Source organism: Streptomyces sp. NPDC089424 (genome assembly GCF_044749345.1).
In the GTDB taxonomy this organism is placed as follows: Bacteria; Actinomycetota; Actinomycetes; order Streptomycetales; family Streptomycetaceae; genus Streptomyces.
This window is the reverse complement of the sequence record NZ_JBIVHU010000007.1, coordinates 217,995-240,655: the sequence shown is the minus strand read 5'-3', so window position 1 is coordinate 240,655 and position 22,661 is coordinate 217,995. Positions and strand designations below refer to the sequence as shown.

Sequence of the window (22,661 nt, the reverse complement as noted above, 5' to 3'; positions counted from 1 at the left end):
CGTGGAACCGGTGATGTTCAGTCCCGGACCAACTCTGCCTCGGCCGCCGCCAGCGCCGCGAACTCCTCCTCCGGCGCCTTCGCGACCAGCCGCTTTCGGCTGTAGAGGCCGAAGTACGCCACGGCCACGACGTACACGCCGAGCGCGATGAACGCCGCGGTGACGTCGACCAGGAACGTGGCCACCAGCGCCGCGCAGGCCAGGACCAGGGCCACGGAGGACGTCAGCACACCGCCCGGCGTGCGGTACGGCCGTGGCAGGCCCGGCTCCCGGCGGCGCAGCACGATGTGCGACAGGGACATCAGCGCGTAGCTGATCGTGGCGCCGAAGACCGCGACGTTCAGCAGCCGGGCGCCGTCGCCCGTGCCGGCGGCCAGGCCGAAGCCGATCGCCCCCGGCACCAGCAGTCCCAGGTAGGGGGCCTTGCGGCCGCTGGTCAGGGACAGGAACCGTGGCAGGTAGCCGGCGCGGGAGAGCGCGAACAGCTGGCGCGAGCCGGCGTAGATCAGCGAGAAGAACGAGGCCACCAGGCCCGCCAGACCGGCGTAGTTGACGACCCGGCTGAGCGCCGTCGCCTCGCCGTCCGGCTGGAGCGCCTCGACCAGCGGGTTGCCGGCGTCCTGGACCGCCGCCGAACCGCGTGCGCCGGCCGCCGCGAAGAAGGTGACCACGGCGAGGACCACCAGGATGCCCATGGACCAGCGGATCGCCTTCGGCAGCGTACGGGCGGGGTCCCTGGTCTCCTCGGCGGCCAGCGGCACGCCCTCGACGCCCAGGAAGAACCACATGCCGAACGGGAACGCCGCCCAGATGCCCAGCAGCCCCATCGGCAGCCACGAGCTCGCGCCGAGCGCCGCGGAGTCCACCGGGATGTCGTCCAGCGAGGAGAAGTCGAAGGAGGGCAGGGCCGCCACCGCGAACACGACCAGCGCGGCCACCGCGATGCCCGTGACGACGAAGCTGAAGCGCAGGGCCTCGCCCACGCCCCACAGGTGGATGCCGAGGAAGATCGCGAAGCAGACCAGGTACAGGGGCCAGCCGGACTCCAGGCCGAACAGGCCGAGCGACTCGACGTAGTCGCCGATGAAGATGACGATGGCGGCGGGCGCCAGGATGTACTCGATGAGGATCGCCGTACCGGTCAGGAAGCCGCCCCAGGGGCCGAGGGCGCGGCGGGCGAAGCCGTAGCCGCCGCCCGCCGTGGGGAGGATCGAGGAGAGCTCGGCCAGCGCGAAGACCATGCAGGTGTACATCGCGCCCATGAGCAGCATGGCGACGGCCAGTCCGCCGAAGCCGCCCTCGGCCAGGCCGAAGTTCCATCCGGAGTAGTCGCCGGAGACGACGTAGGCGACGCCGAGGCCGGTCAGCAGCAGCCAGCCGGCGCTGCCGCGGCGCAGCGCCCGGCGTTCCAGGTAGTCGTCCGTCTCGGGGGCGGCGGGCGGTGTTGCGGGATCCACGGGCATGGGACGACTCCCCAGGGGGCGGCGGACACGGAGGACGGGTCGGTGGCGGCGCCGCGACCGCTCACCGGCCGCCGGCTCAATGGAGTGGTTGCATACCTTTGTGCGGCGGGCCGGGGAAAGCAAGACCCCTGCGTCAATCCGTGGTGAACGCGGCCGGGAGCGCACCGCTGCCGGATCAGGTCAGGAACCCGCGCAACAGCGCCGCCGTCCCCCCGCAGTGCTCCCGCATGATCTCCCGCGCCGCGTCGGCGTCCCCGTCGAGCACCGCCTCCACCACGGCGGCGTGCTGGCGCTGCGAGTGCTCCAGGTTGCGCACCAGCAGCGGGATGCAGTCCAGGAGGTCGTTGACCGTGGCCCGGACCGCCGCGTACTGCGCGGTCAGCGTCAAGGACCCCGACAACTCGGCGAGCGTGAGGTGCAGCAGGGTGTCCAGCCGCCGGTAGTCGGCGAGCGGAGCCTCCCGCGTCGCCGTCAGCGCCTGGCGCAGCCGCCGCGCCTGCCGGTCCGCGAGCCCGTGCGCGGCGCACAGCCCGGCCGCACCCACCTCCAGCACCTCGCGGAAGCGCAGCACGTCCTCGATGTCGACCCCGGCCACCCGCCGCCGCAGCTCGTCCTCGCCGCCGGCGTCCGCGCGCGGCAGCACGAACGTTCCGCCGTACCGCCCCCGCCGCGCCTCCACCAGGCCCTGGTCCTGGAGCACCTTCAGCACCTCGCGCAGCGTCACCCGGCTGATCCCGAGCCGCTCGGCCAGCTCCCGCTCGGCGGGCAGCCGCTCACCGCCGGGCACCAGTCCGAGCCGCAGGACCTGCAGGATCTGCTCCAGCGCCTCCTCGAAGCCGTTGCCCGCCCGCACGGGCCGGAGCACCGGTGCCAACCGGTCCCCGGCGCCGCCGCCGGGATTCACCGGATCCAGCGCCATCTCGCCGTGCCCCCTTCCCAAGCAAAGGTTCTCGGCAATACCTTATGGCTCCCGACCCGGTCGGCAGAAGCGCACAGCAGCCGGCGGACGACGGAAGACGCACCGAGGAGGACCTCCCGTGGCAGACCGCACACCCCCGCTCGGCGTCGAGGAGCTGCACGCCCTCGTCGCGGGCGGTGAGATCGACACCGTCGTCCTGGCCTTCCCGGACATGCAGGGGCGCCTGCAGGGCAAGCGGTTCGCCGCCCGCTTCTTCCTCGACGAGGTGCTGGAGCACGGCACGGAGGGCTGCAACTACCTCCTCGCCGTCGACATCGAGATGAACACCGTCGACGGCTACGCGATGTCCTCATGGGACCGCGGCTACGGCGACTTCGCCCTCCACCCCGACCTCGGCACCCTGCGCCGCGTCCCGTGGAACGAGGCCACCGTCATGCTGATGGCCGACCTCGCCTGGGCCGACGGCTCCCCGGTGGTGGCCGCGCCCCGGCAGATCCTGCGCCGCCAGCTGGACCGCCTCGCCGAGCTCGGCCTGAGCGCGCGGGCCGGCACCGAGCTGGAGTTCATCGTCTTCCAGGACACCTACGAGCAGGCCTGGGACGCCGGCTACCGCGGGCTCACCCCGGCCAACCAGTACAACATCGACTACTCGGTCCTCGGCACCGGCCGCATCGAGCCCCTGCTGCGCCGCATCCGCAACGAGATGACCGGCGCCGGCATGACCGTCGAGTCCGCCAAGGGCGAGTGCAACCCCGGTCAGCACGAGATCGTCTTCCGCTACGACGAGGCCCTGGTCACCTGCGACCAGCACGCGATCTACAAGACCGGCGCCAAGGAGATCGCCGCCCAGGAGGGCGTGTCCCTCACCTTCATGGCCAAGTACAACGAGCGCGAGGGCAACTCCTGCCACATCCATCTCTCGCTCGCCGACGAGCAGGGCCGCACCGTCATGCCCGGCGACGACGGGATGTCCGAGCTCATGCGGCACTTCCTCGCCGGGCAGCTGGCCGCGCTGCGGGACTTCTCGCTGCTCTACGCGCCGCACATCAACTCCTACAAGCGGTTCCAGCCGGGGTCCTTCGCCCCGACCGCCGTCGCCTGGGGCCACGACAACCGCACCTGCGCGCTGCGGGTCGTCGGCCACGGGGCCGCACTGCGCTTCGAGAACCGGCTGCCCGGCGGCGACGTCAACCCCTACCTCGCGGTGGCGGGAATGGTGGCGGCGGGGCTGTACGGCGTCGAGCGGAAACTGGAGCTGCCCGAGGCCTGCCCCGGCAACGCCTACACCGCCGGTTTCGCGCAGGTGCCGACCACCCTGCGCGAGGCGGCCGAGCTGTGGGAGAACAGCCCGATCGCCCAGGCCGCCTTCGGCGACGAGGTGGTCTCCCACTACCGCAACATGGCGCGCGTCGAACTGGAGGCCTTCGACGCCGCGGTGACCGACTGGGAGCTGCGCCGCTCCTTCGAACGTCTGTGAGGCATCAGGTGTCCCGACTGCTCGACGTACTCGACCCCGCGACCGAGGAGGTCCTCGCCTCCGTCCCCGCCGCCACCCCGCAGGACGTGGACGCCGCGGTCGTACGGGCCGGCCGGGCCCAGACCCGATGGGCCGCGCTGGCCCCGGGCGACCGCGCCCGCCTGCTGCGCAGGTTCGCCGTCGCGGTGGACGAACACCGGGAGGAACTGGCCCAGTTGGAGGTACGCGAGGCCGGTCATGTGATCGGCAACGCCCGCTGGGAGGCCGGCAACGTCCGCGACCTGCTCGACTACGCCGCCGGAGGAGTGGAACGACTGACCGGGCGTCAGATCCCGGTCGCGGGCGGCCTCGACGTCACGATCCTCGAACCGCTCGGCGTGGTCGGCGTCATCGCGCCCTGGAACTTCCCGATGCCGATCGCGGCCTGGGGCACCGCGCCGGCCCTCGCGGCGGGCAACGCGGTGATCCTCAAGCCCGCGGAGACGACCCCGCTGACCGCCCTGCGGCTGGCCGAACTCGCCCTGGCGTCGGGCCTGCCCGAGGGCCTGTTCCAGGTGCTCCCCGGCCACGGACCGGTCGCGGGCGACGCCCTCGTCGAGCACCCCGGCGTCGCCAAGATCGTTTTCACCGGGTCGACGGCGGTGGGCAAGCAGGTGCTGGCCAAGGGGGCGGCCCGGCTCAAGCGCGTCACCCTCGAACTCGGCGGCAAGAGCCCCAACATCGTCTTCGCCGACGCCGACCTGGAGGCCGCCGCGGCCGCCGCCCCCATGTCCTTCCTCGACAACTCCGGCCAGGACTGCTGCGCCCGCACCCGCATCCTCGTCCAGCGCACCGCCTACGACCGGTTCCTGGAGCTGCTCGCCCCCGCCGTCGAGGCGGTCAGGGTCGGCGACCCGTCCGACGCGGCCACGGACATGGGCCCGCTCATCTCCCGGACCCAGCTGGACCGCGTCCGCTCCTACGTCGACCCGGACGCGCCAGGCATCCGCGGCAAGGCGCCCGAGGGCCCCGGCTTCTGGTTCCCGCCCACCGTCCTGACCGGCGTCGACCCCGAGGCGCGCGTGGCCGTCGAGGAGGTCTTCGGCCCCGTCGCCGTGGTCCTGCCCTTCGACGACGAGGCCGACGCCGTCCGCCTCGCCAACGCCACCGACTACGGCCTCGCCGGCTCCATCTGGACCCGGGACGTCGGCCGCGCCCTGCGTGTCTCGGCGGCCGTACGGGCGGGCAACCTGTCGGTCAACTCGCATTCCAGCGTGCGCTACTGGACCCCGTTCGGCGGCTTCAAGCAGTCCGGCATCGGCCGCGAACTCGGACCGGACGCGCTCGCCGCCTTCACCGAGACCAAGAACGTCTTCATCAGCACGCACTCCCGCACGGAAGGCCCCGCACAGTGAGCGCATCGCCCGAGGAAAGCATCTGCCGCCGGCTGGTCGGCCGCACCGCCGTCGTCACCGGAGCCGGCAGCGGCATCGGTCTGGCCGCCACCCGACGGCTCGCCTCCGAGGGCGCGCACGTCGTCTGCGGCGACGTCGACGAGGCCCGCGGCAAGGCGGCCGCCGAGGAGGTCGGCGGGATCTACGTGAACGTCGACGTCACCGACCCCGAGCAGGTCGAGGCGCTGTTCAAGACGGCGTACGACACCTACGGCAGCGTCGATGTCGCCTTCAACAACGCCGGGATCTCGCCGCCCGACGACGACTCCATCCTGGAGACCGGCCTGGAGGCCTGGAAGCGCGTCCAGGAGGTCAACCTCACCTCCGTCTACCTGTGCTGCAAGGCCGCCATCCCCTACATGCGCCGCCAGGGCAAGGGCTCCATCATCAACACCGCGTCCTTCGTGGCCCGGATGGGCGCCGCCACCTCGCAGATCTCGTACACCGCGTCCAAGGGCGGCGTCCTCGCGATGTCCCGTGAACTCGGCGTGCAGTTCGCCCGCGAGGGCATCCGCGTCAACGCGCTCTGCCCCGGCCCGGTCAACACCCCGCTGCTCCAGGAACTGTTCGCCAAGGACCCGGAGCGCGCCGCACGGCGCCTCGTGCACATCCCGCTCGGCCGGTTCGCCGAGGCCGACGAGATCGCCGCCGCCGTCGCGTTCCTGGCCAGCGACGACTCCTCCTTCGTCAACGCCACGGACTTCCTGGTGGACGGCGGGATCTCGGGGGCGTACGTCACACCGCTGTAGCCGTCCGCCTACAGTGCCGGGGTGAGCATGTCACCCCCGCCCGGCTGGTACCCCGACCCGTCGGCCCCGCACGCCGAGCGCTGGTGGGACGGCACGGCCTGGACCGGGCACCTGCGCCCGCACGAGCCCCCCGGCCCGCCGTCCCCGGTCGGCGGCGCCACCTCCCCCCGGCGCAGGGGCGTGGCCCTGGCCGCTGCCGGGCTGCTCCTGGCCGCCGCCGCGGTCACCGCCGCCGTGGTCTACGGCACGGGCGGGGACGGCGAGGCCAAGGGCGGCGGCCCGCGGGCGGTCACCGCGCCCCCCGGCACCACCGCCACGGCGCCGGCCACCCCGGCCCCGGAGTCGCCGGCCCCGGAGTCCCCGGCGGAGGACCCGGACGTCGTGGTCGACGAACTCAACGGCATCAGCCTGCCGTTGCTCGACGGCTGGGTCCGCCCGGAGAACATCAGCCTCGACCACGTCATGATGACCACCGACGGGACGTACGACTGCCCGGGCGACGAGGGACTGTGCCGGCGCGGCCTGGTCTTCTCCCGCACGGCCGCCGGCAGCGAGGGCACGTCCCCCAAGGCGCTCGCCGAGGCGGACATCGCGGACGCGGCCGACGAGGCGTACGACCGTGACGTCCTCGGCCGGCGCCCCTTCGGCGGCATCGAGTCGCACCGGGTGGTCAAGTCGGAGCCGGTGGCGGTCGCGGGCCGCGCCGGACACCTCGTCCGCTGGCGGGTCGTCACCGCCGACGGGCCCGGCGGCTACGTCCAGTCCCTCGCCTTCCAGTCCAGTGTGGGCACGGAGGCCTCGGTCGTGGTGCGCTACGTGTTCGACGCGGGCCCGGACGGGCCGCCACCCGCCGACATGGACCGGATCACCGACGGGATCAGGCCCGTCGGCGACGCGGAGACCGGCGGCGGGGTGGGCGCCGGGATCAGCCCGCCGGGCTGACCGTCACAGGAACGTTCGGCCCTCGCCCCGGTACGTCGGCACGGTCGCCGTGACCCGGTCACCCTCCACCAGGTGCAGCGTGTCGAACCGCTCGCACATCTCGCCGGCCTTCGCGTGCCGGAACCACACCTTGTCGCCGATCAGCAGGTCGTCGGCCGGTGAACCGAGCAGCGGCGTCTGCACCTCCCCGGCGCCCTCCTGGGGGTCGTAGCGAAGGCCCTCCGGCAGATACGGGACCGGCAGCCGGTCCACGCCGGCCGCCCCGGACGCCGGATAGCCGCCACCGAGGACCGTCACCACGCCCACGCCGGGCCTGCGCACCACGGGCAGGGCGAACAGCGCCGCCGGACGGCCGCTGAACGACGTGTAGTTGTCGAACAGGCGCGGTACGTACAGCCCCGAACCGGCGCCGATCTCGGTCACCGCGTCCTCGGCGGCGGTGTGCTGCACACTGCCCGTGCCACCGCCGTTGACGAACTCAAGACCCGGCACCACGGCCCGCACCGCGCGCACCACGGCCGCGCGCCGCTCGGCCAGCTCCCGCCGGGCGGCGGCCTGCATCAGCCGCACCGCCCGCGAGCGCACCGGACGCCCTGCCACGGCGTCCCCCACGCCTGCGATGTGCCCCTCGTACGCCATGATCCCCACGACCTCGAATCCCGGCCGCCGGGCCACCAGCCGGGCCAGGTCGGCCACGTCGGCGGGGGAGTGCAGCGGAGAGCGGCGGGCGCCGACGCGCACCCGCCCGCCGAGCAGTCTCAACGAGGTGTCCAACTCCAGGCAGACCCGCACGACTTCACCGCCCCCGTCGCGTGCTTCGTCGATGAAGGCCAGCTGGGCGGGGTCGTCGACCATCACGGTGACGGCGGCGGCGAGCTTGGGGTCGGCGGCGAGTTCGGCGAAACCGGCGCGGTCGGCGGACGGGTAGGCGAGCAGGACGTCCTCGTACCCGGAGCGGGCCAGCCACAGGGACTCGGCGAGCGTGAACGACATGACCCCGGCGAAACCGTCCCTGGCCAGCACACGTTCGAGCAGGGCACGGCAGCGCACGGACTTGCTGGCGATCCGGATCGGCTTCCCGCCCGCGCGGCGGACCATGTCGTCCGCGTTGGCGTCGAAGGCGTCCAGGTCCACGATCGCGACAGGGGCGTCGAGAGCGGCGGTGGCCCGGTCGTAACGGGCCCGGTCGGCGGCACGCACAGTCATGAACGAAGCCTGCCAGACAGGATTACCGCAGGGTAGGGGGATGTTCCGGGCAGATGCCCCGGCCTCGCGGACTGGTTCCCGCATCGGCCGGGCCAACCCGTAGAGTGACGCGGACGCAGGGAGGAACGACTCCGCCCGCCGCCACGCCGGGATGCCGGACCGTCCGCGCGGGTATGCCTGCGACTTGACGGGGCGGCCCGCGTACGGGGAGACGGGCACGGGCACGACGAAACGGGGGCCGCATGAGCACGGAAGCGCAGCACGCTCCGGTCCCGCCCCGCCCGCCCCACCCCCCGAGACCGTCCGGCGCCGCCGCGGAACGCCCCGCGAAGGCCCCCTCCGCGCCGCACCCCGGGTCCCGGCCCGGCTCCGCCTTCCCGGGCGACGGCTCGCCGTCGTCGCCGGACGGCAGGGGCGCCGGTCCCCGGGTTCCGGGGAGCCGGGGCGACGGTCCCCTGACGCCGCCCCCACCGCCGGCCTCCGCCCGCTTCCCCGACGCCCCGCCCCGTCCGGCCGCGGCGTCGGAAGCCCGGTTTCCCGAGGCCCCGCCCCGTCCAGGCCAACGCCCGGCCGCGGCGTCCGATTCTCGGCTCCCCGAGGCCCCGCCCCGTCCAGGTCACCGCCCGGCCGCGGCGTCCGACGCCCGGTTCCCTGAGGCCCCGCCCCGTCCGGCCGCGGCGTCCGACGCCCGCCTCCCGGACGCCCCGCCCCGTCCAGGCCAGCGCCCCGTCGGGGCGTCCGATGCACGGTTTCCCGAGGCCCCGCCCCGTCCGGGGCACCGCCCGGCCGCGGCGTCCGACGCACGGTTCCCTGAGGCCCCGCCCCGTCCGGCCGCGGCGTCCGACGCCCGCCTCCCGGACGCCCCGCCCCGTCCAGGCCAGCGCCCCGTCCGGGCGTCCGACGCCCGGTTTCCCGAGGCCCCGCCCCGTCCAGGGCACCGCCCCGCCGCGGCGCCCGAAGCCGGCCCCGTGGAGACCACCCGGCGGCTGCGCCCCGTCCTGCCGGAGAGCGGCCCCGCGCCCGTGACCCCGAACCCCGTCCACTCCTGGAGCGCCGGGCACGCCACCGGGCATCGGCGGCCCGTCGTCGGCCTCGGTGAGCCGGAGGCGTTCGACGACCGCGCGCGGGGCGCCCGGCCCGGCTCGCTCGTCCGGCGGCGCACCGTCGCGGCAGCCGTCTGCTTCGTCCTCGGCGCCGGGCTCATCGGGGGTGCCGTGGCCGGGAGTTGGCTGGCCGACGACTCCGGGGACAGCGGCGAGCGGGGCACCTACGCGGCCGCCGGAAGCCTCTGGCACAGCGTGCCCGTCGACCAGCTGTTCCCGCCCACCGTGCAGGGCCGCGGCGCGGGACCCGGCGGAGCCGACCGGCTCTGGACACGGATCGCTGTCGCCCCGGACGACGACTGCGCCGGCGCCCTCGACCCGCTGCTGGGCAAGGCCCTCGCCCCGGCCGGCTGCGAGCGCCTGCTGCGCGCCACCTACACCGACGCCACCCAGAGCTACGTCACCACCGTCGGCCTGCTCTTCACCAAGGCCGACGCCGCCACCATGCGCGCGCTGGAGACCCGCTTCGACAAGGACCGCCTGGACCGCCGCAGCGACCTGATGCCCCGCCCGTACGCCGCGCGGGACACGGTCGCCGCGGGCTTCGGCGACGAGCAGCGGGCCTCCTGGACGGTGTCGGTGCTCACCGACGCCCCGGTCGTCGTGTACGCCGTCTCCGGCTGGGCCGACGCCCGGACCGTCGACGAGCCCGAGGCCGCCGCCGACGCGACGCGCTCCGGTGCCACCAGCGCCGTCGCCCAGGCGGGCCTCGGCCACGAGGCGAAGGGCCTCGCCGACCGGGTCGAGCGCGGCCTGCGCAAATCCGTCACGTCGTCACCGGAGCGGTCGTCATGAACCCCAGGACCCGCGGGGCGGGACTGCTCGGCGTGCTCCTCGCCACCTCCGTCGCCCTGGTCCCGCCCACCGCCGCGCACGCGGACGGCATCCGCGGTCAGCAGTGGGCGCTGGAGGCCATGCACACCGAGGACGCCTGGCGGACCACCAAGGGCGCCGGCATCACCGTCGCGGTCCTGGACACCGGCGTCGACGGCGACCATCCCGACCTCGCGGGCAACGTGCTGGCCACCAAGGACATGGTCGGCTTCGGCGCCGGCCGCGGGGACGAGGCCTGGGCCCGGCACGGCACCGCCATGGCGGGCATCATCGCCGGTCACGGCCATGGCGACGGCAACGGCGACGGCGTCATGGGCATCGCACCGGAGGCCAGGATCCTGCCCGTCCGCGTGATCCTGGAGGACGACGACCCGGCCCGCGCCAAGGCCCGCAAGACCCGCGGCAACGCCCTCGCCGACGGCATCCGCTGGGCCGCCGACCAGGGAGCCGACGTCATCAACCTCTCCCTCGGCGACGACTCGGCCTCCGCGCACCCCGAACCCGCCGAGGACGAGGCGGTCCAGTACGCCCTGAGGAAGGGCTCCGTCGTCGTCGCCTCGGCCGGCAACGGCGGCGAGAAGGGCGACCACATCTCCTATCCGGCCGCCTACCCCGGTGTGATCGCCGCGACCGCCGTCGACCGCCTGGGCACCCGCGCCTCCTTCTCCACCCGCCGCTGGTACGCCACCGTCAGCGCCCCCGGCGTGGACGTCGTCATCGCCGATCCGGACCGCAAGTACTACGAGGGCTGGGGCACCAGTGCCGCCGCCGCCTTCGTCTCCGGCGCCGCAGCCCTGGTCAGGGCGGCGCACCCCGGCCTGACCCCGGCTCAGATCAAGCGGCTCCTGGAGGACACCGCCCGGGACGCCCCCGCGGACGGCCGTGACGACTCCCGGGGCTTCGGCTTCGTCGACCCGGCCGCCGCCATCGAGGAGGCCGGCCGTCTGGACCCGGAAGGCCTGCGCTCGGCGTCGCACGGGGAGAAGTACTTCGGCCCCGGCCCGGACACCGCCGGCCCCGAGGACGACACCGCGGGCTGGGCCGGACCCCTCGCCGGCAGCGTGGGAGGCGTCCTCCTGGTCTCGGCCGTGGTCCTCTGGCGCGCCCGCCGTGAGTACGACGCCTTCTGACCCGTGGGTCTTCGCGGCCCTGGCGCGCGCTCAGCGGAGCGACGCCGGCGGGGTCCCGGTGAACACCTACACGCCCGCCCGCGCCACCGCCTCCACCGTGAGACGCCCCCTCCTCCTGGTCTCGGCCGTGGTGCTCTGGCGTGCCCGCCGTGAGTACGACGCCTTCTGACCTGTAGGTCTTCGCGGTCCTGGCGAGCGCTCAGCGGAGCGACGCCGGTGCGGGCCCGGTGAACACCGATACGGCCGCCCGCGCCACCGCCTCCACCAGCGCGACGCCCCGCTCCTTGGTCGTGTTGCCGTCCGAGAGCACGGCCACCAGGAAGGGACGCCCGGCGACCGTCACCCGGCCGATGCTGTTGACGTCCCAGCGCCCGGTCTCCTTGTGCGGCAGCCAGCCGTTCTTGAGGGCCCAGCCGGATCCGCTCCCGGCCGCCGACACCCCCCACCGCTGATCGCGCGTCACCCGGCCCATCAGCTCCCGTACATACGCCCGCGAGGCCTCGCCCAGCTCCGAGTCAGCCGTGAACACCCGCCGCAACAGGATGAGTTGGTCGGTCGCCGTGGTACTGGTCAGCCCCCACTCGAACTTGCGGTCGCCCCGGGTCCCGGTCAGTCCGAAGCGCTCGTTCGCGGCGTCCAGTCCCCGTGCCGCGCCGATGGCGCGCCACAGGTCCGACGCGGAGTCGTTGTCGCTGCGCTCGATCATCGCGCCGGCACAGGACTTCTCCCTCGCCGACAGCTCCCGCCCGGCGTCCTGCGCCTGGAGCAGCAGCGCCGCCAGGATGTTCACCTTGACGATGCTGGCGGTGCCGAAGGACCCGCTCCCGTACGCCGCACTGCGGCCGGAGCCCTCATCCGCCACCGCCACCGACACCCCGGCCCCTGCCTCGACCCGTACGGACTCCATCGCCCGGGCCAGCGCGGCGTCACGATCCGCCGTCGGCCACGCCCCACCGTCCACCGCTGTCTCCCCGCTCGCCCTCGGTGACGCCGACGGCGCCACGGCCGACGACAATGTCCGCGCCCCGGGGAGCGCCCACGCCGTCCCCCGCACCGGGTCCGCGGCCGTGGCGCCCAGCGCGACGACCGCGGCGGCGAGGGCGCCGACCAGGACGCGACGGCCCGGGGGAGGGTCCATACCTCCATGGTGGGCGCCGCGCCGCCGTCCGGCTCACCCCGATAGGGTCGGTGACCGTGGCGAACAAGAACATTCCCGACCCCGGCTTCTCCGACGACGACGGCTCCGCCGACCCCGCGCTGAGCGCCGCGCTCGCCGCCTGGGCCGAGGACCGCACCGCCGTGGGACCCGTGCTGGCCGCGCTGAAGGGCGCCCGGCTGCTCGTCCCCGTGGTCGCCGTGCTCGGAGAGGTCGAGGAGGACGAGAACGGACTGCGCCGCGAGAAGACCAGCGACATGGCCGTACCGACGCTGAAGGCCGGCGGCCGCACCGCCCTGCCCGCCTTCACGTCCACCGAGGCGCTGGCCCGCTGGGACGCGCAGGCCCGCCCCGTGGCCGTACCGCTGCACCAGGCCCTCCAGGCCGCCGCGCACGAGAGGGCGGACACGGTGGTGCTGGACCTGGCCGGGCCCGTGCCGTTCGAACTGACCGGCCCCGCGCTGCTCGCGCTGGCCGAGGGACGCACGAGCACGGACCCCCTCACCGACCCCGCGGTCGTCGCGGCGGTGCGGGACGCCGTCGCCGCCGAGCCCGCCGTGCTCCGCGCCCACCTGGGCCCCGGTCAGGCGGACGGCACCCTGGCCCTCGTCCTCGATCCGGCCGCCGCTCCGGCCGAGGCCGCCCGCTCGGTGGCGCGGCGGATGGCCGCCGACGAGACGCTGAGGGCCCGCCTGGTGCGCGGCCTCGACCTGGCACTGCTGCCGGCCGGGACCACACCACCGGGCGAGCCCCTGTACGTGCGCGGGTGAGCGGCGGTACGCGCGCGGGTGACTTCGCCGAGCGCCGGGTTCAGCTGTAGACCGGGCCCGTGTACTTCTCGCCCGGGCCCTGACCGGGCTCGTCGGGCACGACGGACGCCTCGCGGAACGCCAGCTGGAGCGACTTCAGACCGTCCCGCAGCGGGGCCGCGTGGAACGAGCTGATCTCCGTCGCGCTCCCGTCCAGCAGCCCGGCGAGGGCGTGGATGAGCTTGCGGGCCTCGTCGAGGTCCTTGTGCTTCTCGCCGTCCTCCGTCAGGCCGAGCTTCACCGCGGCCGCGCTCATCAGGTTGACGGCGACCGTCACGATCACCTCGACCGCGGGGACCTCGGCGATGTCGCGGGTCATGGCGTTGAAGTCGGGCGTCTCTTCACTCATGCCGTTCACCATAGGTGCACGGGGAGAAACAGCCCCAGTCGGCCTCGGTTAGCCGATTCCGGCCAGGACTGCTAGCCTGGTGGAACGACCGGTCGGACACGTATGCCTCACCGCACCACGAGCCCGACCCACAAGTGGAGGCTTCGAACTCCCACCTGACCGCCCTGCCCGGGCGGCGGGTCACCGGTCAGGCGGTCCCGTCCTTTGTGACGGCACCCGCCCGAAAGTGCGCCCCGCGGTCACCGCGGCGGTCGCTCCGGTTGTTCGAGGAGCCCCCGCCTGTGATCGTCCGGGGCATTTTTTGTGCTTCGGCGCGGTTAGGTCTAACGATCAAAGACGTTACGCGGCTGTCCGCCAGACCGTCGCGTGGTGCTACCGAGGAGGATCCATCAGCGCCGAGCCCCGCATCAACGACCGGATTCGCGTTCCCGAGGTGCGACTTGTCGGTCCCAGTGGCGAGCAGGTGGGCATCGTCCCGCTCGCTAAGGCACTGGAGCTTGCGCAGGAGTACGACCTGGACCTGGTCGAGGTCGCGGCGAACGCCCGTCCGCCCGTGTGCAAGCTCATGGACTACGGGAAGTTCAAGTACGAGTCGGCCATGAAGGCACGTGAGGCGCGCAAGAACCAGGCGCACACGGTCATCAAGGAGATGAAGCTCCGGCCGAAGATCGACCCGCACGACTATGACACCAAGAAGGGTCACGTCGTCCGGTTCCTCAAGCAGGGCGACAAGGTCAAGATCACGATCATGTTCCGTGGCCGTGAGCAGTCCCGGCCGGAGCTCGGCTACCGGCTGCTGCAGCGGCTCGCGGAGGACGTCCAGGACCTCGGTTTCGTCGAGTCGAACCCGAAGCAGGACGGCCGAAACATGATCATGGTTCTCGGTCCGCACAAGAAGAAGACCGAGGCGATGGCCGAGGCTCGCCAGGCGCAGGAGGCCCGCAAGGCCGAAGCGAAGGCCAACCCCGGCAAGTCGCAGAACGCTGCGGACGCCGAGGCTTCGGCCGAGGCCCCGGCCGAGGCTCCCGCCGAGGCGTGACCCCCGGGGACCCACGTCCCCAGGATGCAACCGAAACAAGAGCGACGCTCCACCGTGCCCGGTTTTCGCGACCGGGCACCGGAGCGCCACCGACGAGGAGAGAACGGCGCTATGCCGAAGAACAAGACGCACAGCGGTGCCAGCAAGCGCTTCAAGATCACCGGCTCCGGCAAGGTGCTCCGTGAGCGCGCCGGCAAGCGCCACCTGCTCGAGCACAAGTCGTCCCGCGTGACGCGTCGCCTCACCGGCAACGCCGAGATGGCCCCGGGCGACGCCGCGAAGATCAAGAAGCTTCTCGGCAAGTGACGTACGGGCGCCACTGAGCGCCGTACGTCTGGACCGGGACCCCATCGATTCCGGGCCGTGTGAGGACCACCACGGCCCCGCTACAAGGAGTTAAAAAGTGGCACGCGTCAAGCGGGCAGTCAACGCCCACAAGAAGCGCCGGGCGATCCTCGAGCAGGCCTCCGGCTACCGCGGTCAGCGCTCGCGCCTGTACCGCAAGGCCAAGGAGCAGGTCACCCACTCGCTGGTCTACAACTACAACGACCGCAAGAAGCGCAAGGGTGACTTCCGCCAGCTGTGGATCCAGCGCATCAACGCCGCTGCCCGCGCCAACGGCATCACGTACAACCGCTTCATCCAGGGTCTGAAGGCCGCGAACGTCGAGGTCGACCGCAAGATCCTGGCCGAGCTCGCCGTGAACGACGCCACCGCGTTCGCCGCGCTCGTCGAGGTCGCGCAGAAGGCGCTGCCGGCGGACGTCAACGCGCCGAAGGCCGCGTGAGGCTGCGCCGGCCCGAGCCGACGTGACGTGACGGACCCGTGGGTTCTCCCTGCGGGTCCGTTCTCTTGTGACCAGCGCCCGGTCCGGCACCCCCGGACCGGGCCGTCGTGGTGGGGCACCGCCGCGGCCGAGTAGCCGTTGTGAAGGTGAGCCGAGATGTCGCCCGTCAGCCCCGAGCTGATCTCCCCCCGTTCCCCCCGGGTCCTGGCCGCGCGGCGGCTGGCCAAGCGGAACTTCCGGGGCAAGGAGCAGCTGTTCCTCGCGGAGGGGCCGCAGGCCGTGCGGGAGGCGGGAGCGCAACCGGAAACCCTCGTGGAGCTGTTCGCGACCGTCGAGGCCGCCGAGCGCTACGCCGACATCATCGGCGGTGCCCGCGACACCGGCGCCCGGGTCCATCTGGCCTCCGAGGAGGTCATCGCCGACATCTCCACGACCGTGACGCCGCAAGGGCTGGTCGGTGTCTGCCGGTTCCTGGACACGCCTTTCGAGGAGATCCTCGCCGCCCGGCCCCGGCTCGTGGCGGTCCTCGCCCACGTGCGGGACCCGGGCAACGCCGGGACCGTGCTGCGCTGCGCGGACGCCGCCGGCGCCGAGGCCGTCGTGCTGACCGACGCCTCCGTGGACCTGTACAACCCCAAGGCGGTGCGTGCCTCCGTCGGGTCGCTGTTCCATCTGCCGGTCGCCGTGGGGGTGCCCGTCGAGCGGGCCGTCGCCGGGCTGAAGGACGCCGGGGTGCGCATCCTCGCCGCCGACGGGGCCGGGCAGGACGACCTCGACGACGAGCTCGACAAGGGCACGATGGGCGGCCCCACCGCCTGGGTCTTCGGCAACGAGGCCTGGGGCCTGCCGGAGGAGACCCGCGCCCTCGCGGACGCCGTCGTGCGCGTCCCGATCCACGGGAAGGCCGAGAGCCTGAACCTCGCGACCGCGGCGGCCGTATGCCTGTATGCGTCGGCCCGTGCACAGCGTGCCCCCGGAGGCTGCCGCAGCGTCACCAAGAGCTAGTAGGGTGACCAGCTCGGGGGCCTCCTGCACCGTCTGAGAGGTGGGGTACGCGGATGAGCGTCGGCACGAGCAGCGCTCCGGGGGGACGGGACGCGCGACGTCCGCCCGCGTCCCGGGACCGTGATTTCGCCGAGCCCGGCATCCACCCCGACGACCTGCCCGAAGGACTCGTCGTCGCCGACGAGAACGGGCACGTGATCTGCTTCAACGCCGCCGCCGAACGCGTCACCGCCGTCCGCGGCGCCGACGCCCTCGGACAGCCGCTCGACAAGGCGCTGCCCCTGGAGGACCTGGAGGGCCGGCGCTGGTGGCAGCTGACCGACCCCTACGGCGGCCTCGCCACCCGGGTCCGGCAGCCCGAGCGGAACCTGCTGCTGCCGGGCGGCCGGGAGGTGCTCGTCTCGGCGCGCTACGTCCGCGACGTACCCACCGGACCCGTACGCCGGGTCGTCGTCTCCCTGCGGGACACCGAGGCCCGCCGCCGCACCGAGCGCAGCCATGCCGAGCTGATCGCCACCGTCGCCCACGAACTGCGCTCGCCGCTCACCTCCGTCAAGGGGTTCACGGCCACGCTGCTGGCCAAGTGGGAGAGGTTCACCGACGACCAGAAGCGGCTGATGCTGGAGACCGTCGACGCCGACGCCGACCGCGTCACCCGGCTCATCGCCGAACTGCTCGACATCTCCCGGATCGACTCGGGCCGCCTGGAGGTGCGCCGCCAGCCCGTCGACATCGGCGCCGCCGTCGGCCGGCACATCCAGGCGTACGTCGCGGCGGGCCTGAGCGCCGACCGGTTCCTGCTGCGCCTGGAGCAACCGCTGCCCGCGCTGTGGGCCGACCCCGACAAGATCGACCAGGTGCTCAGCAACCTCATCGAAAATGCGGTGCGGCACGGCGAGGGAACCGTCACCATCGACATCACGCCCACCGCGTCCCCGCGCGAAGGAGAGGACGCCGGCACGTCGGTCACCGTGAGCGACGAGGGCACCGGCATCCCGGAGGAGTCCATGAACCGCGTCTTCACCCGCTTCTGGCGGGGCAGCAAGCGCGGCGGCACGGGCCTTGGGCTGTACATCGTCAAGGGCATCGTCGAGGCCCACGGCGGCACCATCACGGTCGGACGCGCCACCGACGGCGGCGCCGAGTTCCGATTTACGTTGCCCGTGGCGGCGCCGGCGTATCTCGCCTGACGGCCACGGGCGCATGCGTACACCCCCACCCCGTTAGACTCGGCCTTTGGCACCTTTGTGTCCCACGGACGGCCCGTCCGGTCGGTGACGGGGACTTCAGCCAGCCAATCGGAAGCACGGGAAGAGATGTCGGCACCGAATAAGTCGTACGACCCTGTCGAGGTCGAGGCGTTGAAACCGGAAGAGATCGAGCGCATGCGGGACGAGGCGCTCGCCGCCTTCGCCGCCGCGGACTCCCTCGACGCGCTCCAGGAGGCCAAGGTCGCCCACACCGGCGGCACCTCCCCGCTGGCGCTGGCCAACCGCGAGATCGGCGCCCTGCCCCCGCACGCCAAGGCCGCCGCCGGCAAGCTGGTGGGCCAGGCACGGGGCGCGGTCAACAAGGCCCTGGCCACGCGCCAGAGCGAACTGGAGGCCGAGCGGGACGCCCGGGTGCTGGTCGAGGAGGCCGTGGACGTCACGCTCCCCCACGACCGCGTGCCGGCCGGCGCCCGGCACCCCCTGACCACGCTCTCCGAGCGCATCGAGGACGTCTTCGTCGCCATGGGCTACGAGGTCGCCGAGGGCCCGCAGGCCGAGGCCGAGTGGTTCAACTTCGACGCCCTCAACATCGGCCCGGACCACCCGGCGCGCGGTGAGGCCGACACCTTCTTCGTGCAGGGCGAGGACGGCGGCTCCGAGTCCGGTGTCGTGCTGCGCACCCACACCTCGCCGGTGCAGATCCGCTCCCTGCTGGAGCGCGACCTGCCGGTGTACGTGATCTGCCCCGGTCGCGTCTACCGCACCGACGAGCTGGACGCCACGCACACCCCGGTCTTCCACCAGGTCGAGCTGCTCGCCGTCGACGAGGGCCTGACCATGGCCGACCTCAAGGGCACCCTCGACCACATGGTGCAGTCGCTGTTCGGCGAGGGCATGAAGACCCGGCTGCGGCCGAACTTCTTCCCGTTCACCGAGCCGTCCGCCGAGATGGACATGGTGTGCTACGTCTGCCGCGGCGAGTCCGTCGGCAACCCGGACCGGCCCTGCCGCACCTGCTCCAGCGAGGGCTGGATCGAGCTGGGCGGCTGCGGCATGGTCAATCCGCGGGTGCTCAAGGCCTGCGGCGTCGACCCGGAGAAGTACAGCGGCTTCGCCTTCGGGTTCGGCATCGAGCGGATGCTGATGTTCCGCCACAACGTCGAGGACATGCGAGACATGGTCGAGGGTGACGTCCGGTTCACCCGGCCGTTCGGGATGGAGATCTGATGCGGGTCCCGCTTTCTTGGCTGCGGGAGTACGTCGACCTGCCGGAGACGGAGACCGGTCGTGACGTGCAGGCCAAGCTCATTTCGGCCGGACTGGAGGTCGAGACCGTCGAGCAGCTCGGCGAAGGCCTCAAGGGCCCCCTGGTCGTCGGCCAGGTGCTGACCGTCGAGGAGCTGGAGGGCTTCAAGAAGCCGATCCGCTTCTGCACCGTCGACGTCGGCTCGGCCAACGGCAGCGGTGAGCCCCAGGAGATCGTCTGCGGCGCCCGCAACTTCGCCGTCGGCGACAAGGTCGTCGTGGTGCTGCCCGGCGCCACCCTGCCCGGGGGCTTCTCGATCTCCGCGCGCCAGACCTACGGCAAGACCTCGCACGGCATGATCTGCTCCAGCGACGAGCTGGGCATGGGCGACGACGGCACCAAGGGCATCATCGTGCTGCCGCCCGAGACCGAGGTCGGCAAGGACGCGATCGAGCTGCTGGAGCTGGTCGACGAGGTGCTGGACATCGCCGTCACCGCCAACCGCGGCGACTGCCTGTCCCTGCGCGGTGTCGCCCGCGAGGCCGCCATCGCCTACGGCCTGCCGCTGCGCGACCCGGCCCTGCTCGACGTGCCCGCGCCCAACGCCTACGGCTACCCGGTGAAGGTCTCGGAGCCGATGGGCTGCGACCGCTTCACCGCCCGCACGGTGTCCGGGCTGCGCCCCGAGGCCCGCTCCCCGATCTGGCTCCGGCGCCGGCTGCAGAAGGTCGGCATGCGGCCGATCTCGCTCGCCGTCGACGTCACCAACTACGTGATGATGGAGCTCGGCCAGCCGCTGCACGCCTACGACCGCGCGCTGGTCCAGGGCACCATCGGCGTCCGCCGGGCGGCCGAGGGCGAGAAGATCGTCACCCTCGACGGGGTGGAGCGGAAGCTGCACGCCGAGGACCTGGTGATCACCGACGACCGTGGCCCCATCGGGCTCGCGGGCGTCATGGGCGGCGCCGACACGGAGATCGCCGACCACGCGGACCACGAGGACGCCGAAGGCGGCACGACCGACGTCGTGATCGAGGCCGCGCACTTCGACGAGGTCTCCGTCGCCCGCACCGCCCGCCGCCACAAGCTGTCCTCCGAGGCGTCCCGCCGCTTCGAGCGCGGCGTCGACCCGCAGGCGGCGTCCGCGGCCGCGCAGCGCACGGTCGATCTGCTGGTGCTGCTCGCGGGCGGCACCGCCGAGGCCGGGGTCACCGAGATCATGGCCCCGTCCGCGCCGCACACCATCACCGTCGCCGCCGACCACCCGGACAAGGTCGCGGGCGTCGCCTACGGCCGCGAGACGGTCGTGCGGCGCCTGCAGCAGGTCGGCTGCGACGTGTACGGGCAGGACGAGCTGATCGTCACCGTGCCGTCCTGGCGGCCCGACCTCCTGGAGCAGAACGACCTCGCCGAGGAGGTCATCCGCCTGGAGGGCTACGAGAACCTGCCCTCCACGCTGCCGAGGCCCACCTCGGGCCGCGGTCTGACGCACCGGCAGCGGCTGCACCGCCGGGTCGGCCGGGCGCTGGCCGGGGCCGGCTACGTCGAGGCGCCGAACTACCCGTTCGTCGGCGACCAGGTCTTCGACCAGCTCGGACTCGACGCCGACGACCCCGCCCGCCGCGTGGTCAAGCTGGTCAACCCGCTCAACGACGAGGAGCCCGCGCTTCGTACGTCGCTGCTGCCGGGCCTGCTCGGCGCGCTGCGCCGCAACGACGGCCGGGGCTCGCACGACCTCGCGCTGTTCGAGACCGGCCTGGTCTTCCTGCCGCGCGCGGAGCGCAGCGGTTCCGCCGCCCATCTGCCGGTCGACCGTCGTCCCACCGACGAGGAGATCGCGGCGCTCGACGCCGTGCTGCCCGAGCAGCCGCGCCATGTCGCCGTCGTCCTCGCGGGCGCCCGCGAGCAGGCCGGCTGGTGGGGCAAGGGCCGTCCGGGCGACTGGGCCGACGCGGTCGAGGCGGCGCGCACGGTCGCCCGTGAGGCCGGCGCCGAACTCGTCGTGCGCGGCGGCCGGTACGGGCCGTGGCACCCGGGCCGCTGCGCCGAGCTCGTGATCACCGTCGACGGCGCCGAGCGGGTCGTCGGGCACGCCGGAGAGCTGCACCCCCGGGTCCTGAAGGCGCTGGGCCTGCCCGCGCGCACCTGCGCGATGGAGCTGGACCTGGACGCCCTGGAGCGGGCCGGGGACGACACCCCGCAGGCGCCGGGCATCTCCTCCTTCCCGGTGGCCACGCAGGACGTCGCGCTGGTCGTCGAGCAGACGGTCGCGCACGCGGACGTCGAGGCCGCGCTGCGCGAGGGCGCCGGTGAACTGCTGGAGTCCATCCGGCTGTTCGACGTGTACGAGAACGCCGAGCAGCTCGGCGCGGACCGGAAGTCGCTGGCCTACGCGCTGCGCTTCCGGGCCGGGGACCGGACGCTGACCGTCGACGAGGCGTCGGCGGCGCGGGACGCGGCGGTGGCGCTGGCCGCGGAGCGCACCGGGGCCGTGCTGCGCGGATGAGCTAGCGGGACGGTGTTCCACCGGCCGGCCACGGGTGCTCCCGTGGCCGGCCGCGTGGTTTCCGGCATCGCCTCGAGGCCGCACGGCCACCTCACTCGTTCGAGTGGGAAGTCCCGGTGATCTGGTCCTACCGGGTCGTGCGGCGACAGAATCGGACCGGCCTTTCGGGGTCGGTCTGCGCTGTCACGGCCTGCATGGGAGGCCACCCGCATGATCCGTATCAGGGCCCTGGGGCTGCCCACGGTGTGGGGTGCCATGGCGATCACGTACAACCTGACCTGTCCGCTCGCCCGGCAGAGCTCCCTCGGCGCGCGGATCGTCACCAGCGCCGTGTTCTTCGCCGTCGGTACGGGCCTCGTCCTCCATGTCTGCCGGCTGCTGCTGCGGGAGCTGAAGCAGGCGCGCCGGGTCGCGCGCGCCGCCCAGAGCGCGCTGTTACGGCCACTGCCCCCGCGCGTCGACGGGCTGGGCGTCGCCGCCGCCCAGCTGTCCGCCGAGCGCGGTTCGTCCGTCGGCGGCGATCTGTACGAGGTGATCGCCACCGAGCACGGGGTGCGGGTCGTGATGGGCGACGTACGCGGACACGGGCTGGAGGCGCTCGGGACGGCCGCCGCCGTGCTCGGCAGCTTCCGGGAGGCCGTGCACGACGAGCCCGAACTCGGCCGGGTCCTGCACCGGCTGGACCGTGCGCTGGCCCGGCATCTGCGCGGGCGTCCCCGCATCGAGCAGGCCGAGGAGTTCGTGACCGTCCTGCTGCTGGAGATCGGCACGGACGGCGCGGTGCGGGCGCTCAACTGCGGGCATCCATGGCCGTACCGGCTGCGCGAGACGGGCGCCGAACCGCTGGCGCGGGCCGAACCCCTGCCGCCGCTCGGTCCGTTCCCGCTGCCGGCCGACCTGCCCGCCGTACGGCACGGCGAACTCCGCCCGGGCGAGGCGCTGTTCCTCTTCACCGACGGGGCCGAGGACGCCCGGGACGGGCACGGCCGGTTCTTCCCGCTGGCGGACGTCCTGACCGAGGCCGCCCGCGACGGCACGCTCGCACCGCAGGCCGTCCTCGGCACCGTGTTCCGACGCCTGCTACGCCACACCAGCGGCAACCCTCCCGACGACGTGGCCCTCCTGACACTCCTCAACGAACGCGACGTCGAACGCCCTTCAGGTGCACGGGAAACCGCGCACGCGACCACCCCGCACCCCTAGGGCCCCTAGGCCCCCGGCAGGGCCGCCGCACTGTACGAGGGGGAGCCGGCGGCCCGGCCGGCCTCTTTCGAGGCATTTCAGTCAACCGGTCGGA

20 protein-coding genes are annotated in these 22,661 nt (G+C 73.4%); 15 read left to right on the top strand and 5 right to left on the bottom strand.

What is annotated here, in order from left to right:
- Window positions 1-17 precede the first annotated feature (17 nt).
- A complete protein-coding gene (gene eat, locus ACIP2X_RS28165) occupies window positions 18-1,463 on the bottom strand; it encodes an ethanolamine permease (protein ID WP_401677746.1) in 1,446 nt (481 codons plus the stop codon).
- A gap of 175 nt (window positions 1,464-1,638) precedes the next feature.
- Window positions 1,639-2,382, bottom strand: a complete 744-nt coding sequence (locus ACIP2X_RS28160) for a FadR/GntR family transcriptional regulator (protein WP_401677743.1) — start codon at window positions 2,380-2,382, stop codon at window positions 1,639-1,641.
- Window positions 2,383-2,500: 118 nt separating this feature from the next.
- Between ACIP2X_RS28160 and ACIP2X_RS28155 the strand changes: the two genes are divergently transcribed.
- Genes ACIP2X_RS28155 through ACIP2X_RS28140 form a run of 4 tightly spaced genes read left to right on the top strand, consistent with a single transcriptional unit; the run spans window position 2,501 to window position 6,983 of the window.
- Window positions 2,501-3,859: a glutamine synthetase family protein gene (locus tag ACIP2X_RS28155; RefSeq protein ID WP_401677740.1), complete on the top strand. Its 1,359-nt coding sequence runs from the start codon at window positions 2,501-2,503 to the stop codon at window positions 3,857-3,859.
- An 8-nt stretch (window positions 3,860-3,867) separates the two neighbouring features.
- Complete coding sequence (locus tag ACIP2X_RS28150; protein ID WP_401677737.1) at window positions 3,868-5,253, top strand: aldehyde dehydrogenase family protein; 1,386 nt, start codon at window positions 3,868-3,870, stop codon at window positions 5,251-5,253.
- Window positions 5,250-6,041 carry a 3-oxoacyl-ACP reductase gene (locus tag ACIP2X_RS28145; protein ID WP_401677734.1) on the top strand — a complete coding sequence of 264 codons (792 nt, stop codon included), beginning with the start codon at window positions 5,250-5,252 and terminating at the stop codon, window positions 6,039-6,041. Before ACIP2X_RS28150 ends, ACIP2X_RS28145 begins: the two co-directional genes overlap by 4 nt.
- A 27-nt stretch (window positions 6,042-6,068) precedes the next feature.
- Complete coding sequence (locus ACIP2X_RS28140) at window positions 6,069-6,983, top strand: DUF2510 domain-containing protein (RefSeq protein ID WP_401678303.1); 915 nt, start codon at window positions 6,069-6,071, stop codon at window positions 6,981-6,983.
- A gap of 3 nt (window positions 6,984-6,986) precedes the next feature.
- Here the strand turns inward: ACIP2X_RS28140 and ACIP2X_RS28135 are convergent, their stop codons facing one another.
- Window positions 6,987-8,189, bottom strand: coding sequence for an amino acid deaminase/aldolase (locus ACIP2X_RS28135; RefSeq protein WP_401677732.1), 1,203 nt, complete (start codon window positions 8,187-8,189; stop codon window positions 6,987-6,989).
- 968 nt (window positions 8,190-9,157) lie between these two features.
- On the opposite strand from ACIP2X_RS28135, the gene ACIP2X_RS28130 reads away from it, so the two are divergent.
- Both ACIP2X_RS28130 and mycP read left to right on the top strand, forming a co-directional pair.
- Window positions 9,158-10,087 (top strand): hypothetical protein, encoded by a 930-nt coding sequence (locus ACIP2X_RS28130; protein WP_401677729.1) that lies wholly within the window; start codon window positions 9,158-9,160, stop codon window positions 10,085-10,087.
- Entirely contained in the window at window positions 10,084-11,256 is a 1,173-nt protein-coding gene (gene mycP / locus ACIP2X_RS28125) for a type VII secretion-associated serine protease mycosin (RefSeq protein ID WP_401677727.1), read from the top strand. The genes ACIP2X_RS28130 and mycP overlap by 4 nt, the downstream gene beginning before the upstream one ends.
- Window positions 11,257-11,455: 199 nt before the next feature.
- On the opposite strand, the gene ACIP2X_RS28120 is transcribed toward mycP, so the two are convergent.
- Window positions 11,456-12,394 (bottom strand): serine hydrolase, encoded by a 939-nt coding sequence (locus tag ACIP2X_RS28120; RefSeq protein ID WP_401677724.1) that lies wholly within the window; start codon window positions 12,392-12,394, stop codon window positions 11,456-11,458.
- Between the two features lie 56 nt (window positions 12,395-12,450).
- Here ACIP2X_RS28120 and ACIP2X_RS28115 point away from each other — a divergent pair, with 56 nt between their 5' ends.
- The gene (locus ACIP2X_RS28115) at window positions 12,451-13,182 is read left to right on the top strand and encodes an SseB family protein (RefSeq protein ID WP_401677721.1); all 732 of its coding nucleotides are present in this window, start codon (window positions 12,451-12,453) and stop codon (window positions 13,180-13,182) included.
- Between the two features lie 40 nt (window positions 13,183-13,222).
- On the opposite strand, the gene ACIP2X_RS28110 is transcribed toward ACIP2X_RS28115, so the two are convergent.
- Window positions 13,223-13,570, bottom strand: coding sequence for a DUF1844 domain-containing protein (locus tag ACIP2X_RS28110; RefSeq protein ID WP_401677718.1), 348 nt, complete (start codon window positions 13,568-13,570; stop codon window positions 13,223-13,225).
- A 388-nt stretch (window positions 13,571-13,958) separates the two neighbouring features.
- Between ACIP2X_RS28110 and infC the strand changes: the two genes are divergently transcribed.
- The 8 genes from infC to ACIP2X_RS28070 all read left to right on the top strand — a co-directional run bounded on the left by infC (window position 13,959) and on the right by ACIP2X_RS28070 (window position 22,567).
- Window positions 13,959-14,609 carry a translation initiation factor IF-3 gene (gene infC / locus ACIP2X_RS28105; RefSeq protein WP_401678300.1) on the top strand — a complete coding sequence of 217 codons (651 nt, stop codon included), beginning with the start codon at window positions 13,959-13,961 and terminating at the stop codon, window positions 14,607-14,609.
- Window positions 14,610-14,720: 111 nt separating this feature from the next.
- A complete protein-coding gene (gene rpmI, locus ACIP2X_RS28100; protein WP_006607578.1) occupies window positions 14,721-14,915 on the top strand; it encodes a 50S ribosomal protein L35 in 195 nt (64 codons plus the stop codon).
- Window positions 14,916-15,012: 97 nt separating this feature from the next.
- A complete protein-coding gene (gene rplT, locus ACIP2X_RS28095; RefSeq protein ID WP_004933571.1) occupies window positions 15,013-15,396 on the top strand; it encodes a 50S ribosomal protein L20 in 384 nt (127 codons plus the stop codon).
- A 156-nt stretch (window positions 15,397-15,552) separates the two neighbouring features.
- Complete coding sequence (locus tag ACIP2X_RS28090; protein ID WP_401677714.1) at window positions 15,553-16,401, top strand: TrmH family RNA methyltransferase; 849 nt, start codon at window positions 15,553-15,555, stop codon at window positions 16,399-16,401.
- Between the two features lie 53 nt (window positions 16,402-16,454).
- Window positions 16,455-17,591, top strand: coding sequence for an ATP-binding protein (locus tag ACIP2X_RS28085; RefSeq protein ID WP_401677711.1), 1,137 nt, complete (start codon window positions 16,455-16,457; stop codon window positions 17,589-17,591).
- A 126-nt stretch (window positions 17,592-17,717) separates the two neighbouring features.
- On the top strand, window positions 17,718-18,839 hold the full coding sequence (gene pheS / locus ACIP2X_RS28080) for a phenylalanine--tRNA ligase subunit alpha (protein ID WP_401677708.1): 1,122 nt from the start codon (window positions 17,718-17,720) through the stop codon (window positions 18,837-18,839).
- Entirely contained in the window at window positions 18,839-21,364 is a 2,526-nt protein-coding gene (gene pheT / locus ACIP2X_RS28075; RefSeq protein ID WP_401677704.1) for a phenylalanine--tRNA ligase subunit beta, read from the top strand. The genes pheS and pheT overlap by 1 nt, the downstream gene beginning before the upstream one ends.
- A 210-nt stretch (window positions 21,365-21,574) precedes the next feature.
- On the top strand, window positions 21,575-22,567 hold the full coding sequence (locus ACIP2X_RS28070; protein WP_401677702.1) for a PP2C family protein-serine/threonine phosphatase: 993 nt from the start codon (window positions 21,575-21,577) through the stop codon (window positions 22,565-22,567).
- Window positions 22,568-22,661: the final 94 nt, after the last annotated feature.